13 protein-coding genes are annotated in these 15,628 nt (G+C 63.8%); 5 read left to right on the top strand and 8 right to left on the bottom strand.

Translation table 11 applies throughout. The features are described from left to right. Nucleotides 1–91: 91 nt before the first annotated feature. Together MSIMFI_RS12775 and MSIMFI_RS12770 are read right to left on the bottom strand one after the other, a co-directional pair. Nucleotides 92–475 (bottom strand): rhodanese-like domain-containing protein, encoded by a 384-nt coding sequence (locus tag MSIMFI_RS12775; protein ID WP_191497480.1) that lies wholly within the window; start codon nucleotides 473–475, stop codon nucleotides 92–94. Continuing rightward, complete coding sequence (locus tag MSIMFI_RS12770; RefSeq protein ID WP_191497479.1) at nucleotides 472–1,026, bottom strand: cysteine dioxygenase; 555 nt, start codon at nucleotides 1,024–1,026, stop codon at nucleotides 472–474. Before MSIMFI_RS12770 ends, MSIMFI_RS12775 begins: the two co-directional genes overlap by 4 nt. A gap of 115 nt (nucleotides 1,027–1,141) precedes the next feature. Between MSIMFI_RS12770 and MSIMFI_RS12765 the strand changes: the two genes are divergently transcribed. The 3 genes from MSIMFI_RS12765 (at nucleotide 1,142) to MSIMFI_RS12755 (ending at nucleotide 4,589) form a co-directional block, all read left to right on the top strand. Continuing rightward, entirely contained in the window at nucleotides 1,142–1,576 is a 435-nt protein-coding gene (locus MSIMFI_RS12765) for a lipoprotein LpqV (RefSeq protein ID WP_186244309.1), read from the top strand. An 80-nt stretch (nucleotides 1,577–1,656) separates the two neighbouring features. After that, nucleotides 1,657–2,730 (top strand): patatin-like phospholipase family protein, encoded by a 1,074-nt coding sequence (locus MSIMFI_RS12760; protein WP_191497478.1) that lies wholly within the window; start codon nucleotides 1,657–1,659, stop codon nucleotides 2,728–2,730. 497 nt (nucleotides 2,731–3,227) lie between these two features. Further along, the gene (locus MSIMFI_RS12755) at nucleotides 3,228–4,589 is read left to right on the top strand and encodes an aminotransferase class I/II-fold pyridoxal phosphate-dependent enzyme (protein ID WP_224770174.1); all 1,362 of its coding nucleotides are present in this window, start codon (nucleotides 3,228–3,230) and stop codon (nucleotides 4,587–4,589) included. Here the strand turns inward: MSIMFI_RS12755 and MSIMFI_RS12750 are convergent, their stop codons facing one another. From MSIMFI_RS12750 to MSIMFI_RS12725, 6 genes are all read right to left on the bottom strand, one after another. Then, entirely contained in the window at nucleotides 4,590–5,459 is an 870-nt protein-coding gene (locus MSIMFI_RS12750) for a patatin-like phospholipase family protein (RefSeq protein WP_191497477.1), read from the bottom strand. Further along, nucleotides 5,456–6,340 (bottom strand): class II glutamine amidotransferase, encoded by an 885-nt coding sequence (locus tag MSIMFI_RS12745; protein WP_191497476.1) that lies wholly within the window; start codon nucleotides 6,338–6,340, stop codon nucleotides 5,456–5,458. The genes MSIMFI_RS12750 and MSIMFI_RS12745 overlap by 4 nt, the downstream gene beginning before the upstream one ends. Before the next feature lie 25 nt (nucleotides 6,341–6,365). Next, nucleotides 6,366–8,057: a helix-turn-helix domain-containing protein gene (locus MSIMFI_RS12740; RefSeq protein WP_191497475.1), complete on the bottom strand. Its 1,692-nt coding sequence runs from the start codon at nucleotides 8,055–8,057 to the stop codon at nucleotides 6,366–6,368. Nucleotides 8,058–8,567: 510 nt separating this feature from the next. Further along, on the bottom strand, nucleotides 8,568–9,626 hold the full coding sequence (locus tag MSIMFI_RS12735) for an NAD(P)H-dependent amine dehydrogenase family protein (protein WP_191497474.1): 1,059 nt from the start codon (nucleotides 9,624–9,626) through the stop codon (nucleotides 8,568–8,570). A gap of 97 nt (nucleotides 9,627–9,723) precedes the next feature. Further along, on the bottom strand, nucleotides 9,724–11,355 hold the full coding sequence (locus tag MSIMFI_RS12730; protein ID WP_191497473.1) for a fatty acid--CoA ligase: 1,632 nt from the start codon (nucleotides 11,353–11,355) through the stop codon (nucleotides 9,724–9,726). A 127-nt stretch (nucleotides 11,356–11,482) separates the two neighbouring features. Next, nucleotides 11,483–12,679 carry a YncE family protein gene (locus MSIMFI_RS12725; RefSeq protein ID WP_191498166.1) on the bottom strand — a complete coding sequence of 399 codons (1,197 nt, stop codon included), beginning with the start codon at nucleotides 12,677–12,679 and terminating at the stop codon, nucleotides 11,483–11,485. Nucleotides 12,680–13,247: 568 nt separating this feature from the next. On the opposite strand from MSIMFI_RS12725, the gene MSIMFI_RS12720 reads away from it, so the two are divergent. Together MSIMFI_RS12720 and MSIMFI_RS12715 are read left to right on the top strand one after the other, a co-directional pair. Beyond that, on the top strand, nucleotides 13,248–14,399 hold the full coding sequence (locus tag MSIMFI_RS12720) for a methyltransferase (protein WP_191497472.1): 1,152 nt from the start codon (nucleotides 13,248–13,250) through the stop codon (nucleotides 14,397–14,399). A gap of 2 nt (nucleotides 14,400–14,401) precedes the next feature. Further along, a complete protein-coding gene (locus MSIMFI_RS12715) occupies nucleotides 14,402–15,589 on the top strand; it encodes a flavin-containing monooxygenase (protein WP_224770173.1) in 1,188 nt (395 codons plus the stop codon). Nucleotides 15,590–15,628 lie beyond the last annotated feature (39 nt).

Genomic DNA, 15,628 nt, shown 5'->3' with positions numbered 1-15,628 from the left:
CCCGTGCCGGCTCGGCCAGCAGCCCGGCAAGCACCAGGTGGCGCCCCGGCAATCCGAGGTGCGACCGGCCAGCTTGCCGGCCCCCTCCGGACTACCCGCTCAACTCGGCCAGCACCCCGGCGGCCACCAGCGCGTGGTAACCCCCGACGACGTCAGTCGCGCGGTGTAGGCCGAGGTCCAGCAGGGCCGCGGCCGCCAGGCTAGACGTATAGCCTTCCGAACACAGAATCACCCACTCGACGTCGTCGCTAACCGCCTGCGGCAGGCGGGCAGCACTCGTCGGATCGCAACGCCATTCCAAGACGTTGCGTTCGATTACCACCGCCCCGGGCATCTCGCCTTCACGAGCCCGCTGGGCCTGGGGGCGGATGTCGACCAGAACCGCGCCACGCCGCAACGCCTCCGGCACTTGGCTGGCCGGAAGTCGGTGATAGCGGCGGCGGGCGGCGTCCAGGACTTGGTCGATCCGGCTCACAGAACCCCTTCGGGTTGGTCGGTCAATTCGGTGCGCTTGCGGCGCAGCGTGTCACGACCGGTGACTTCGTAATACGACATCGCGGTCAGCGGCGGCGAGTACGCATGCACGCTCAGGGTCGGTTCTGCGGGGCCGGCGATAACGGCCGGCCGGGGCGCCCACACCACGTCGTGCACCCAGCCCAACGGAAAGCCGGCCTGATCACCGGCGTCGAGCCGACGGCGCCGCAACCGCCTACCGTCCCAACGGAATTCGTTGAGCGAACCACTCAGCACCGTCAGTGCTCCGAGCGACCCGCCATGGTCGTGCAACTCCGTCGCGTGACCAGGGACCCAGCTGATCAGCCAGATGTCCAATTCGTCGTCACCGTAGATGCGGGTGAACCAACGCTCGGTCTCCGACACACCGCCCTCGGGTAACAGGTGGTCGCAATGTCCGCTGAGCACGTCGTCGGCGGCTCGGTCGGTGGCGTTCAGGAGATCGGGCACCCGCAACCGGGTGGGTCCCGCGGCCGGGGCTGTGATGGTTGGCGTGACAAGAGGCATGACCATGGACGAACTCCAAGGAGTGAAACGGATAGGGCAAGCGGCGGCGTGTCAGGGCCGACAACACTCGCAAATTCCGTAGCGCTCCATCACGCCAGACAGTGTTGCATAGATTGGGACTGTGCACCGCAGCCGTCATGTTCCCCTGCAGTGGGGGATGGTCATGGCGGCGGCATGTTTGTCGACCGTCACGGGCTGCTCGCATAGCGACGTCAGCGGCAAAGCCGCCTCTTCGTCCGCGCGGTCATCAAGCGTTGCCAATTTGCTGCCGCCGGGCGCCATCGGCGTCTCCCCCGCGGGCGTGACAACCAGGGTTGACGTTCCCGCAGACTCGACCGAGGAGCAGTATTTCCAGGCCTGCCATGCCGCCAGAGAGTGGATGGTGACCCAGCAGAGCACCAGGGAATCGCTCATCGAGCGGTATTTGGCGATGGTTCAGGCATCGCCGTCTGGAGTTGCGGGTAGCTGGAACATCCGGTGGGCAGACCTGACGCCGGCGCGACAATCGGCGGTGATTGTCGCGGCCGTCGCAGCCGCCAACAACGAATGCGGATAGCAATCTGCAATTGAGATCAGGCGTGCACAAAACTGGCAACCGGCTCCGCGACAGGGCGCGTCGCCGCGCAGAATGAAGGGATGTCTGAACCAGTAGCACTGCGACCGCGGGGATCGTCTGGGATCCGCGTCGCGTTGGCGCTTGGCAGCGGCGGCGCGCGCGGCTACGCCCACATCGGGGTGATCCAGGCACTGCAGGAGCACGGCTACCAAATCGTGGGGATCGCCGGCTCGTCGATGGGCGCGGTAGTCGGCGGGGTGCAAGCGGCCGGCCGACTCAACGAGCTCGCCGACTGGGCGAAGTCCCTGACACAGCGCAACATTCTGCGACTGCTGGACCCGTCGATTACCGCGGCGGGAGTGTTACGCGCGGAGAAGATCCTGGACGCGGTGCGCGACATCCTGGGCCCGGTCAACATCGAGCAACTGCCCATCCCGTATACGGCGGTGGCGACCGACCTACTCGCGGGCAAGTCGGTGTGGTTTCAACGCGGGCCACTCGACGAAGCCATCCGGGCATCCATAGCGATACCGGGGGTGATTGCGCCGCACGAAATCGACGGACGCCTGCTCGCCGACGGAGGCATCCTCGACCCATTGCCGATGGCGCCGATCGCCGGTGTCAACGCCGACCTGACGATCGCGGTGAGCCTCAACGGCAGTGAGGCCGCCGGCGGTCGCGAGGCGGGTGTCACAGCCGAGTGGTGGAACCGCATGGTGCGCAGCACCTCGGCACTGTTCGACGCCAGCGCCGCTCGATCACTGCTCGACCGGCCGGCAGCGCGGGCAGTGTTGAGTCGCTTCGGCGCGGCGGTCCCAGAATCGGATTCCTGGTCGGAAGACGCGGAGATCGAGCAGCCCGCGGGCGTCTCGGATGAGCCCGGTGACGCGCCGGTCGCGCCAGGAATCCCCAAGATGGGCAGCTTCGAGGTGATGAATCGGACGATCGACATCGCTCAATCCGCGCTCGCCCGCCATACGCTGGCGGCCTATCCGGCCGACCTGCTGATCGAGGTACCGCGCGCGACCTGCCGAAGCCTGGAATTCCACCGAGCGGTAGAGGTGATCGCCGTCGGTCGCGAGCTGGCCACGCGCGCGTTGAATGAATTCGAAATCGAAGCTGATACGGATGCGCCGCCCGCAATCGAGGGCTGATCGGAATACAACAACCTAATTCAACCCCGGCGCCCACGGTAATGCTTGACTTACGGCGCATTATCGTACTTAAACAGTACGCCCATAAGGTGATCTGAATTGTAGCCTTCGGAACAAGCATCCCCGGGTGCGGCAGCCTAGCCACCGAATTGCGGCTAGCGCCGCAAAAAGGCACAACGCGCATACCCGCCCTCATCTCGGCCGCGGCCACCGGCAACTGTGAACTGGGTTGCGTTACTTGCCACTACCCGATTACCTCATCACGACTACCTCATCACCGCCCTATCCCAGGCCCGCCGCTACTCGAACACTAAGAACTGCCAAATTCGGGACAATAAATCGTTGTTATAACGCTCGACGGCGTGCTATACACCTAACCGGATAACTTGCACAATTCCTGCCAGAGCAGGCCCGTGGATTCAATGTTCATCAAATGATTGCTCCGTATTCAGTCGCTCTGATATATGCGACATCCCGGCAAGTCCTTAGGAGTGCACGTGACCCTCACAACGGGCATCACCGACGCAAGCCAAGTTGCGGCAGTAGCGGAAGTTGGGACAAGCATCGAATCTGCGACAGCAACGGATCCAGCGGCCTTGAGCGGAAGCCTGCGCGATTTCCGCCGATTGAGCGGTGACAGCCTGCTTGAGCGAATCTTGCACTTCTACCGATGGCAGGACTTGCGACGCGCGCATCGCCTGTGGCCGTACGGCCGATCCACGGAAGCCGGCCCCAGAACCTTTGCGACGGTCTACGACGACGCCGGCAGAAAGATGGATGGCGTCAACTTCGCGTCACAGGACTATCTGTCATTGTCCGGGCATCCCGATATCAAAGCAGCGGCGCGAGAGGCGATCGACGAGTACGGGGTCCATAGCGCGGGGTCTCCAGCTCTTGTTGGGAACACGTCGGTGTCCATTGCCCTTGAACGCCGGATTGCGGATTTCCTGGACACCGAGTTCGTCAGCCTCTTCCCCACCGGCTGGGCCGCCGGCTTCGGGGTTATCAAGGGCCTGGTGCGGCCCAACGATCACATCGTCATGGACGCACTAGCCCACGCGTGCTTGCAGGAAGGCGCGCAGGCCGCGACCCGCAACATTCACCTGTTCGGGCACAACGACATGGCAGCCGCACGCGAAAAGCTGGCGGCGATCCGGGCCATGGACGCGCACAACGGCATCATGGTGGTGACCGAGGCACTGTTCTCGATGAACTCGGATACCCCCGATATCGCCGCATTACAGGATCTCGCCCACGAGTTCGGCGCGACGCTGGTTGTCGACGTTGCGCACGACCTTGGCGCGATGGGCCCCGGTGGTCGAGGACATCTCGGCCTGCAGGCCATGGTCGGCAAGGTCGATCTCGTGATGGGTTCCTTTTCGAAGACCTTCGCGTCAAACGGTGGATTCGTCATCGCGAAGCATCGCGCGGTCACCGAGTATCTGCGCTTCTACGCGTCACCGAACACCTTCTCCAACGCGCTTTCCCCGATCCAGGCCGCCATCGTACTGAAGGCCTTCGACATAGTCGCGAGCTCCGAGGGGGACCAGCTGAGGCAGAAACTGATGGAGAATATCCAGCTGCTGAGAGGTCACCTCAACGATGCGGGCTTCGACATCTACGGGGCGCCGTCGCCCATCGTCTGCGTCAAGATGGGCACCGAGTCCATCGCGCGTCTGGTGAGTAGGCAGTTGCACGCCGACGGCCTGGTCGCAAACCTTGTCGAATACCCGGCGGTGGCCAAGGGCCACGCGCGCTTCCGGTTGCAGGTCATGGCCAACCACACCAACGCCGACGTCCTCGCAGCGGTACGGGCGATCGCCACAAGCCACAGTCACGCGCGCATCGAGCACGGTTGATCAGACGCCAAGGAAGCGGGCGACGGCCGCCGCTTCCCGGCGGCCTTGCTGACGTCCGGCCCGCGCCGAAGTGGCACGGCAGCGTGGATCCAGTGGGTTGGGACCAAAAGCGGCCAACGAGTAGTCGTCGGCGAACACGGCTAGCGTCGCACCGGCGAACGCCGCGATCTCAGTGGCCGCCCCAGCACCAAACGGCGACGGAGCGTTCGCGCCAGCGGGCACCAAGACGACGGCCATCTCGCAATCGTCGGCCGCGGCAATGTTGACCGAGCTGGCCACCCCACCGTCCATATAGCGCCGATCTGCGATGGTCACCGGCGGCCACGCACCCGGCACGGCGCAACTGGCCGCGACCGCGTCGACCAGCTCGACACCGGAGTCTCGATCGAAAACCACAAGTGCGCCCGTGGCGATGTCGATGGCGGTGACGCGCAGCACCCGGTCCGGCCAGTCATGTGACGGCAGGCGCTGGGCGATCACCTGACGCCGAACGGGCTCGGGGACGGTTCCGGTTGCCAGCGCGACCGCGCCGATTCGCTGCAATCGCCCCCGTGTCCGGTCAAACCCGGCCGGTCGGGGCTCGCGCAAGGCGTCAAGGAAGAGTTGCGTGATGGCATCGATATCCACACCGGGATCGATCTCAGCAGACGTCTCGGCGAGTTGCCAGTCGAACAGCTCGTCGAGCGTGCAATCGCTGCTGATCTGTGCCGCGACCGTCGAGCCGGCCGATGTTCCCAGCAGCACATCGGAATCCAGCAGCAGCCGGGCCGCCTCGGGCGACTCGTCGGCGATACCGCGCAGAACACCTGTCTCCCAGGCGATTCCAGCCAGACCTCCGCCGGCCAGGACAAGCGCGCGTCGGGTCGTCATCGAGGTAGCCTGCGGGTGCCGGGCAGCGCGTGCTGCGCACGCTCCACCGGCATGCTGAGGTCCTCGCGACGCAGCAGATGCCGGGGCGGGTCGGGCAGCACCACATTCCGGCTGACCTCAAGCGCGGCGTCGACATGGACCAGCTCGCCCGGGGCCACCAGACACCAGCGCGGGTCATCATCCATCGGCTCGGTGGCGAACACCACCGACGATCGCACCCGCAGCCGCTCCGAGCGCGCCCGGATTCGCTTGGTAGTCAGGTCGAATTCGGGCGCGCCGTCGTGTCGCCGGTCCAGCAGGTAGAGCTCATGAGTTTCCGGGTAGCGCAGCGCCCACATTTCGGTGGCCGTGCTGAGCAGTACGTTGACCGCGTAGATTGGCACGTTCTCCGCGAGCCACGTGATGGCGTCGACCAGACCGGCCGATTCGTCGCCGTCACGGTCGCGAATCGCGGCGCTAATCAAGGCGAACACCCGCTCGGAATCGGTCTGGCCCAAAACCAAATCGTCGGTGCCGACCTCACGCAACCGTTCATCGATCCCATCCAGCCCCTCAAGGACGCCGTTGTGCGCGAAGATTCGACCGTCCTGCAAAAACGGGTGGGTGTTGTGCACACCGAGCGACCCAGTCGTCGCATAGCGAACATGAGCGACGAATGTCGTACCGGTCAGCTGGTGCGCTTCGGTGGCGAAGTCGGCGTCCTGCCAAGCCGCTATCGGTTCCTTGTACAGCTGCGGGCGGCCGTGCTCGTCAAAAACACCCAGGCCCGTACCGTCCGGGTTCCTTCGGCTTTGCTCGGAAAGGCTGTCCGGTGCATCCAGTAGCCAAAACGTCGCGTTGACCACGTCGGTGCCGGCATGCAGGCCAAAGAGTCGACACATGGCCCAGACGGTACCGAACCTCAGGTCAGCGGAATCTGGCCTCACGGTCGGCGGCCGCAGTGACCTCGGCCAGCAGGTTAAGCCTTATGGCAAGCCAGAGAGTGAATTGGTTCTCCGGGTCGCGGATATCGAGACCGATCGTTTGGGAGATCCGGTCCAGCTTGGTCAGCAGCGTGTTGCGATGGACGGCGAGTGCCCGCGCGGCCTCGGTGATGTTGCCGCCGTGGGCCAGGTACCCGGTCAGCGTCTCTAGCAGGTTAGGGCCCGACCGTAGCGGCTCGATGACCTCCTTAACCAGTTGCCGGCTGCTCTCGGTGTCGGCGATCTCGGTCAGCACGGTGAAGCTGCGCAGTTCCTGGTAGGAAATGGTGCTGCTGCGGCCAAGCCGACGCGCGATACCCAACGCGATGCGGGCTTCGCGGTAGCTGTTGGACACCGTGCTGGCGCCGAGGGATGGGCGGCCGTAGGCGACAGCAACCGCGGAGCGGCACCGCTGCTCGAGTTCGCGGTACATCGCCTGCGCGAAATCGGCCATCTCGCGCTCCTGCGCCGCCCCGTCGCCATCGCGCAGGGCACGCACCACCACCAAGACGTCGCCGATGACCGTCGCATCGGTTCGGGCTGAAGACTGCGAGGAGATGTTGGCGGCGTATCGGGCCAACCGGATCATGCCGGCCGCCGGATTGTCCACCGGGTGCGGGAGCACGGCGTGGGCAACAAACACCCCAAACGGCGAGTCGATGTCGATCTCGTGATGATCGGCACGTGCCCGCAGCTCGTGCTCACTGGAGAAGCTGCCGTGGACCAGGGCTTGGATGAAGTCGCCGCGGGCACGCTCTTCGGCCTCATCGACGCTGCGCTGGCGCAGCATCTCCGAGCCGATGACCGCCGTCGCCTGTTCGGTGACGATGCGATGCCGGACCAGATCTTGGGAGCCCACGCTGGTGGAGGGAACCAATATCACTACCCACCCCTGGCATGCCTTGCCGAACTGAATGGCGCTGGCAATGCACGTCCACACGCTGCCGTGCGGCCCGGCCACCGGATCCACGCGGATGTCATGCTCGCTCGAACGTCGGGCCGCGGGCACGCCCATTGCCAGCATGCGGCGCACCGAGTCGGACAACACACTGACCGCGTCGGCGGCAAGTCCGTTGTGGGCGACCACGAGCCCGCGTGCGTTGAGCGCAATTGCGGGGTTCCGGGCCAGGTTCGACACCTCGCGGATGAGCATCTGCAAGCCCGCGCCGCGGTGGAACAGCCCGGCCAGCGCTGCGTTCACATGCGTCGAGTACCGCATCGCCTCCAGTTCCTGGCTCAGGGTCCGCTCCGCGAGCAGGCGGCTGAGCGCGGCAAAACCTACCGGGAAGGGCATCTCGACGACCACCAGTGCGCCGGGCAATCCCGAGCGCGGAAAGTCGGCAGGAATCCGGCCGTCCACCACCAGCATGGTGGCGCCTCGCGCGGCTACCGCGATCAGCGTGGCGCGGTTGGCGAGCAAGGCTTCGGGGCGGGCGTACAACGCGACGGCGTCCAGTGAATCCGGCCGAGGGGGCACCTCGGTGAACGGCAGCATCCAGGTCAACTCACGGTCGAGTTGGTCGGTGCCGGCGACCACACGAGCACTCGACATCAGCGGTTCGTCCAGTAGTTGCTGAATCGTCAATCCCCCTGTGTCGATCGAGGGCGCGAGGCAATGGGTGATCGGAGCTGCCATGATCTGTCCTCCTGTCGACAAACACTGGGATCGACATTTCGTCGATCGCTATGTGATGCGCGGCAATTAGGAATCCCCAACGGGCAGAGGCAATTCGATCAAAGACAACGCACCGCCAGACGTGCAGGTCGTATCCCCGTAGTCAGGTCGGCGAGGTGGCTCCTCCGCCGTGGGTGGTGAGCAACCTCACTTGCCAACTCACTAGCTGGGGATCGGCAGCGATGCTAAGTTGTTGCCTGAGTCGAGTGTTTCCCTGTCCTAGGGTCCGCCTATCAAATAGTTACTGCGTGCAACTGTACGTGGTCGGAGCCTATGGGTGGGCTAGTCGGCATGGCAAGAGACCCGGCGAACATATTGCTGTGAATATCCTTAAAGCTGCGTAACACGCAAACGTGTATTCGCATTTAATCAACATTCCCAGCATTCGGTTCCGTCGGACCAGTCCCCATTTCAAGACACGAGCGGCAGAAGTCGCATAAGTTCGTGTTCCTGGCGGCCGATAACCCGCCGTCAGCGCCGCAGTTCCGGCGCGGCCCGGCCGGTGATGAGCGGCAGGTCGAAGAAGCTTTGAATGCCCGCCGGGGCGGCGCAGGGGGCAGGGACCGCGTTAACGCAGTGCGCCGCGGTCGCAACGATCCCGGGATTGTTCGCCAATCCGGCTTCCACACTCTCCGGCTGCCATCCCTTTACGGTGACAAACGTGTCCGGATTTCCGCGGATCTCGATCTCGTAGCGTTCTCCCGCGGGCCCGAAAGACCAGGGCGGATCTAGGTTTTCCTCCCCCATCAACCAGTTCACGGTGATTTCGACGACAACTGTGTCGCCGACCAGCGCCTCCCAGTGGAAGCGCCGCGCAGCGACCTGTCCAGGTTCGATCACCCCGATCGGTGAGTCGATGGGCGCGGTCGCAACCGCAACCTCCTGCGATGGGCGGATCTCGGGTTCGGCGGCGAAGCCCAGCTGGTCGACGCACAATCGGACCGACTGAATAAACCCGCCGTTAAGCAGTTTTTGCATCGGCCCGGTCAAGGCGCTATCTGGCGTGCCACCGAAACCCATTACATAGCGCAATACATCCGGCGCACCGTATGTACGCAGGTCTGAAAACTCCTCGGAGCGAACAAAAGTCACGCCGGTGGACATCACCGATAACAGCAATGGAAACAGCTCGGTCGCGGCACCCGGCCCAATGCCGGCGCCGTGCAGCGTCGCATTGCCCGCCTGCGCGGCGACCTCGAGGGGGGCGGCTTCTTTTTCGCCCGGGTAGAACCAACCAAGCGGGGTGACGACGTTCTTGCCCGAGCGCAGTAACGCCGCGACCTCGTCGGCGCTGGGCATCAACGGCGCGTAGATCACCGCGTCGGCATCCAGACTGAGCACTTCGTCGACACTGTTGGTCGCGGTCACTCCCAGTGGGGCCGTGCCGATGATTTCGCCGACGTCTTTGCCGGCCTTAACCTCGGAATGCACCCAACAGCCCACCAGCTCGAGTTCAGGATGCTCCAGCACACCTTTGATCGCTGCCACGCCGACCGATCCCGTTGCCCATTGGACGACCCGCAGACTCATGCTCCCTTTTTACCCGCGTTTTACCCACGCGAGCAGACGCAAAATCGCATACTTTGGCACGAAACCATGCGATTGTGTGTCTGCTCGCGAGGGAACGTTAGTCGTACGCCTCGATGACGTCGTAGGCATCCTCGGCGTAGCGGGACCGGATTGCCTTCTTGTCGTACTTGCCCACGCTGGTGCGAGGGATTTCGTCGGCGAAGGCCCACCGTTCCGGCAACCACCACCGAGCAACCTTGTCCGCCAAGAATTTTCGCAGATCACCCGCACTGACACTGGTATCTTCCCTGACGACGACGACGGCCAGCGGCCGTTCCTGCCAACGCTCATCGGGAACTCCGACGACGGCGGCCTCCAGTACGTCGGGGTGGGCTATCAGATTGTTTTCCAGCTCGACCGAAGAGATCCATTCGCCACCGGATTTGATGACGTCCTTGGAACGGTCGGTCAGGGTTATGAAGCCCTGGGCATCGATGCGGCCGACGTCACCGGTGCGCAACCAACCCGAATCAAACTTGGATTGGTCATGCCCCCGGTAGTACGAGCCGGTGATCCACGGGCCGCGAACTTCCACCTCGCCCACGGCGTTGCCGTCGTTGGGCAGCACGTGACCCTCGTCGTCGACGATCCGGGTTTCCACACCGCATATCGGCTGGCCCTGGGTTCCTCGAAACGTCCAATGCTGGTCGTGGGGGGTTCCCGGTGGCGGCCAGGCCATGGTGGCCAGGGGCGACGTTTCCGTCATGCCCCACAGCTGCCGGATCGGCACGTCGTGCTTGTCTTCGAAGGTACGCATCAGCGAAACCGGGACCGCCGAGCCGCCGCAGGCAACCAGCCGCAACGATGACATGTCGTGGTTCGGATCCTTCTCCAGATGGTGCAGCACGTCGTTCCAAATGGTTGGCACCGCACCGGCCAGTGTCGGCCGCAGGTTCTCCACCATGTGGATCAACGACCGGGCGTCGAGGTGCCGGTCGGGCAGCACCAAGTCCGCCCCTGCCATCAACGCCGCGTACGGCAGCCCCCAGGCGTTGGCGTGAAACATAGGCACAATGGGCAGCACCCGGTCGCTGGACCCCACCCCGATGCCGTTTGTGGTACACGCCGCCATCGTGTGCAGGAAGCTCGAACGATGGCTGTAGACAACGCCTTTAGGGTTGCCGGTAGTGCCGCTCGTGTAGCACATCGCGGCCGCGGAGGTCTCGTCGATCTGCGGCCACTCAAATTCGGTCGGCTCGCCACCGATCACTTCGGCATACCGCAACACGGTCTTGCCCGCCTGCTCCAGCGGCGCCGTGTCTCCCTCCCCAACCGCGATCACGGTGTGCACGGTGTCCAGATCGGCTAGCACCGGCCCGAGAAGCTTGGCCAACGACATATCGACCAGGATGACCCGATCCTCGGCTTCGTTGGCGACGTAGGCGATTTGCTGGGGGAAGAGCCGGATATTGAGGGTGTGCAATACCGCCCCCATCGCCGGGGCCGCGAGGTATACCGCCAGGTGTTCGGCGTTGTTCCACATGAACGTGGCCACCCGTTGGTCTCCGGTAACACCCAAGCGGCGCAACGCATTTGCCAATTGTGCGGCTTGTCGACCCAAGTCGCGGTAGCTGATCTGCCGGTACCCACTGCCCGTCGCGGTGGTGACCGTGCGTGATCCGTGCACGCCGCAGCCGTGCCGCATGATCGCGGTGATTGTCAACGGATAGTCCTGCATCGTGCTATCCATCGATAAACCGCCTTACGGGTTCTCGGCGCGGCACCGCCTCATGTCCTACTCGGGCGAATGCTATCGCCGCGCGACGTCATGAGAAACCCCGGGCCAAACCGGCCCGCGCGGCCGGTTGGAGAGCCGGCTAGGCCAACGCCGGTTCGTATTGCAGCAGCTCAGGTAGCAGCCAGTCGACAGACCTGGCGCTCTCCAGCGCCCGCTGTTCGATATCGGACGCCCCGCACGCCGCAGCGGGGTCAACCGGTGCCACGGTGACGATGCCCGCGTAGTCGGCGATGTAGAGGAACTTCCCGTCCGGGCTTTCCACCGCACAGGACGGCTGGTTTGTCCTGATGGTTCCGATCACATCTTGGGTAAGCGTGCACAGCACCGTGAGGCGATCCTCACTGACCAGATAGGCGCGATCTCCGCTGCCGATGGTCAACCGGGTGACCAGGCCACCGATGTCGCCGATCTTGCGCGTGCTGCTGATCTTGCCGGTGCGGGTGTCGATGACGTCGACGACCGCACCGAAATCGGCACCGCAGCTGGCCACGTAGGCGACGGCGCCGTCGGCGCTGAGCGCGACGTCGCGCACCGACGCGCCAATGTCGATGGTGTCCACCACGCGCGGGCCCGTCGGCCCCTGCTTGGCCCGCGCTTTGGAGCCCTTCTTGCGCCAGCGCGAGCGACCGGCCTGTCCGGCACTTTCGGACGGCAGGCCGGTTGCAATCACGACGAGTTGCCCGCCGGACGGTCCGTTGGTGCCGACGTAAAGGCGAGTTCCGTCGCAGTTGATGCGCACGCACTCGGTGGTGGTGCCAGGCACGGTCGCGATGTCGATGACCTCGACCTTGTCCGTCGTGGTGTCCAGCACCGCGACGTCAGCACCGCGAACGCCGTTTCGGCTCGCGTAAACATGCTTTCCGTCCGGGCTGACCGTCAGGTCGCTCACACTGAGGGCAAGCGGATGGTTGGCGACAACGGTGTTGGTCGACATGTCGATGACCGAGATCGAGTCATACGCCGTTGAAACCGTGCTGACGTATGCACGGTCGGCATGTGTACCGCCCATGGCGATTGCGAAAGGTTCATCGATGCCGGCCACCGTCTCGGTGACTCGGCAGGTTTCGGTGTTGACGATCGACACACTGTTGTCGCCGTAGTTGGTCACCAACAGTTGGGTGCCATCGGGGCTGATGTCGATGCCGCTGATCGGACCGTTTTTCACGGCAATTTCGACGGTGACCGGGCCACCCGCCGCCGCGTCGAAACCGAGAACCTGGACATCCCCGCCATCCCGACCATCCCAACCGGCCCGCTGGCCGCTGATTTCGCTCACGTTGGCACCGCCTTTGCTGATCTCGTCGAACTTCACGCGGACGACAGGCGTCGCGACAGCTCTGTGCGACACTGCCCGCCCGGAATTAACCGGATTGGTGCACCAAATGGCACTGTGAAGACTTCTGGGCAGAAGTCTAACGGTTGAATTCCGACCGCAAAGATTTCGATTTGGGTGTTGTTACCTCCGTCACCGCGCGGACTCAGCTTCTGCTCAGCCTACGATTATCAAGCATTAAAGCATTTGCTTTATAGCAAACGCTTAAATATCCATTGCCCTGGTATTTTTATAGCTTCCGCTAAGTCAGGAAACGGCCGCTTTGTGCCTGCTGGATAAGAAATTCTTATTATTCCCGGTAAATAGAGGCAAATATCACATGCGCGCGACCGCGCGGATTGCGAGGCTTGTTTCGCCAAGTTTCGCCCATGCGGCGCCAAACCACGGTTGCGGACGCAGGTCATCGGGACTGGGGGGCGGCCAGCTCAGCGAGTCTGAACCATCGGGGCGGCGCCAACGTACCACTACACATGCCCAACTCCCGAGTTCAATCGGAAAGGGTCGCGACGCGATGGTGGTCGACGTAGGTTCCGCGGCTTCGGCTCCCGTCCGCCGCCACGAGATTCAGCGCGAGCGGCGCATGATGCGGGCGTTCCAAAACCCGATCCTCGGGCCCCTGTTGCGGCGCTTCGGCGGCCCGCAAGACATCGTTCAGATGGGGATGTCGTTCTGGTCATCGCGCCTCATCCTCTCGGCGGTCGAAGCCGGCGTGTTCACCCAGCTGGGCAACGGACCGATGTTCGAGTACGAGTTGGTGCGCGCCCTGGGCTGGCACCCACGTGCCGCGGGTACCGCATTCGACGCATTGGTCGCGGCCGGACTGCTGCGACGCGACAAAGCCGGTAGGTATGCCAACACAGCCCGCAGTGCAATGTTTCTCGATCGAACCAAGCCCAGTTATGTCGGTGGGCTGATGGAACTGTCAAGCAAACGTCTGTACGACCTATGGTCAGGGCTGGACGATCTGCTGCGCACCGGCCGGCCCGGGGCCGAAGAGGAACGCGGGGACAACGAATTCTTCGCCACGCTGTATCGTGACCCGTTGGCGCTGAAGGACTTTCTGGCCGGCATGACCGGTATCTCGACCGGCGAGGCAACGCTGCTGGCAACCCGGTTTCCATGGAAGCAGTTCAGAACGTTCGCCGACATTGGTTGTGCCCAAGGCGCGCTTCCGGTGCGAGTCGCACTGAGTCACCGACACTTGCACGGCACGGGTTTCGACTTCCCTGCTGTGCGACCGATATTCACCGAGTATGTCGATTGTTTCGGCCTCGCAGACAGACTGGACTTTGTCGAAGGCGACTTCCTGGAAGTACCGCTGCCACGCGCCGACGTGATCTCCTTCGGTCACGTCTTCCATGGGCGAAGCTGGCAGATTCGCCAGGAACTGGTCGACAAGGCCTATGCCGCAATCCCGCCGGGCGGCGCGGTGATCGTCTACGACGCAATGATCCAGTCCGGTCGCCGAAATAACTTCCAGAGCCTGCTTTCCAGCCTCAACATCATGCTGGAATCGCGGGAGGGCTACGAATCCTCCACGACCGCATGCGCGCGGTTGCTGCGCGACGGCGGTTTCACCAGGGTCAAGGTGCGCCACCTTCTCGGCCCCACCTCGGCGGTGTTCGGCTTTAAACCAGGCCGCCTACCGCGCACCGAGGAGTAGTCGTGCGGGGAGCTACGCAGCACATCAAGACCGGGACGCTGGACCATCAGGTCGTGGTCGTCGGGGCCGGACCTGCTGGGGTGTCGACGGCACTGAGCCTGCGTGATTGCGGCTTTCATCCGCTGCTGCTCGACCGAGCCGATGCGGTTGGCGCATCCTGGCGCGGACGCTATGACAAGCTGAAACTCAATACCTGCAAGCAGTTCTCGCATCTTCCTAACCGGCCGTATCCCAAGAGCACTCCCGTGTTTCCGGCACGCGATCAAGTCGTCGATCACCTTGACCGCCACGCGCACGAAGATGGGATTGAGTTGCGGCTCAACACCGAAGTGCGCCGCATTGACCGTCGCAACGACCGCTGGTGGTTACACACCACGTCGGGCGACATCGGCTGCAGCCAGGTGGTGATCGCGACTGGATACGAGCACACACCACGAATTCCGCTGTGGCCTGGCCTCGATCGATTCGCAGGTCAATTGCTGCATTCGTCGGACTATCGCAACCCAGTGCCGTACCACGACAAGCGAGTACTCGTCGTCGGGGCCGGTTCTTCAGCAATGGAGATCGTCCACGACGTGGCTACCGGAGGAGCAGCCAAAGCTTGGCTTGCGGTACGTACTACGCCGCACATTATGCTCCGCTCCCTGCCGGGAGGGTTGCCTTCGGATCTGATCGCGACGGCCCTTTTCCACGCACCGGTTTGGCTCGCCGATGCGGTGGCTGAGTTCGGGCGTCGGGTAAGCATCGGAGACCTGTCCGCATTCGGGTTACCGGTGCCCGCCGACGGCGTATTCGCTCGCGGGATCAGACTGGGTCGGGCACCTGCGATCGTCGATAGGAATGTGGTTCAAGCGATCCGAGACGGTTCGTTCGAGGTGGTGCCAACGGTCGGGCGATTCGACCGCGACGGCGTCTGGCTAGTCAACGGGCACCGGCTGGAACCCGACGCCGTGATTTGTGCCACTGGCTACGAGCGCGGTCTGGAGCCGCTGGTCGGTCACCTCGGGGTGCTGGACAAGCGCGGTCTGCCCAGGGCGGCCAATGCGGCGCCCGCAGCCTCTGGTTTGCGGTTCATCGGCTTTCAGTCGCGTCCCGGCCTGCTGGGCTTTGTTGCCAAGCAATCCAAGCAGATTGCCAGGTGCATTGCGGAGGAACTCTCATCGTCTGCATCGTTGCGTCCAGTTCGTTAATTGCGTTGAACCGATTGCCTTTCCAGCTCGTATCAACTG

This window comes from Mycobacterium simulans, from assembly GCF_900232995.1.
GTDB classification, from domain to species: Bacteria; Actinomycetota; Actinomycetes; order Mycobacteriales; family Mycobacteriaceae; genus Mycobacterium; species Mycobacterium simulans.
The sequence above is the reverse complement of the archived record's forward strand: the minus strand, read 5'-3'. Positions and strand labels throughout refer to the sequence as shown.

What these genes read in the sequence shown, in the direction of transcription:
- MSIMFI_RS12770 (WP_191497479.1), bottom strand. Translation starts at nt 1,026, where the DNA reads ATGGTCATGCCTCTTGTCACGCCAACCATCACAGCCCCGGCCGCGGGA.
- MSIMFI_RS12760 (WP_191497478.1), top strand. Translation starts at nt 1,657, where the DNA reads ATGTCTGAACCAGTAGCACTGCGACCGCGGGGATCGTCTGGGATCCGC.
- MSIMFI_RS12750 (WP_191497477.1), bottom strand. Translation starts at nt 5,459, where the DNA reads ATGACGACCCGACGCGCGCTTGTCCTGGCCGGCGGAGGTCTGGCTGGA.
- MSIMFI_RS12745 (WP_191497476.1), bottom strand. Translation starts at nt 6,340, where the DNA reads ATGTGTCGACTCTTTGGCCTGCATGCCGGCACCGACGTGGTCAACGCG.
- MSIMFI_RS12740 (WP_191497475.1), bottom strand. Translation starts at nt 8,057, where the DNA reads ATGGCAGCTCCGATCACCCATTGCCTCGCGCCCTCGATCGACACAGGG.
- MSIMFI_RS12735 (WP_191497474.1), bottom strand. Translation starts at nt 9,626, where the DNA reads ATGAGTCTGCGGGTCGTCCAATGGGCAACGGGATCGGTCGGCGTGGCA.
- MSIMFI_RS12730 (WP_191497473.1), bottom strand. Translation starts at nt 11,355, where the DNA reads ATGGATAGCACGATGCAGGACTATCCGTTGACAATCACCGCGATCATG.
- MSIMFI_RS12720 (WP_191497472.1), top strand. Translation starts at nt 13,248, where the DNA reads ATGGTGGTCGACGTAGGTTCCGCGGCTTCGGCTCCCGTCCGCCGCCAC.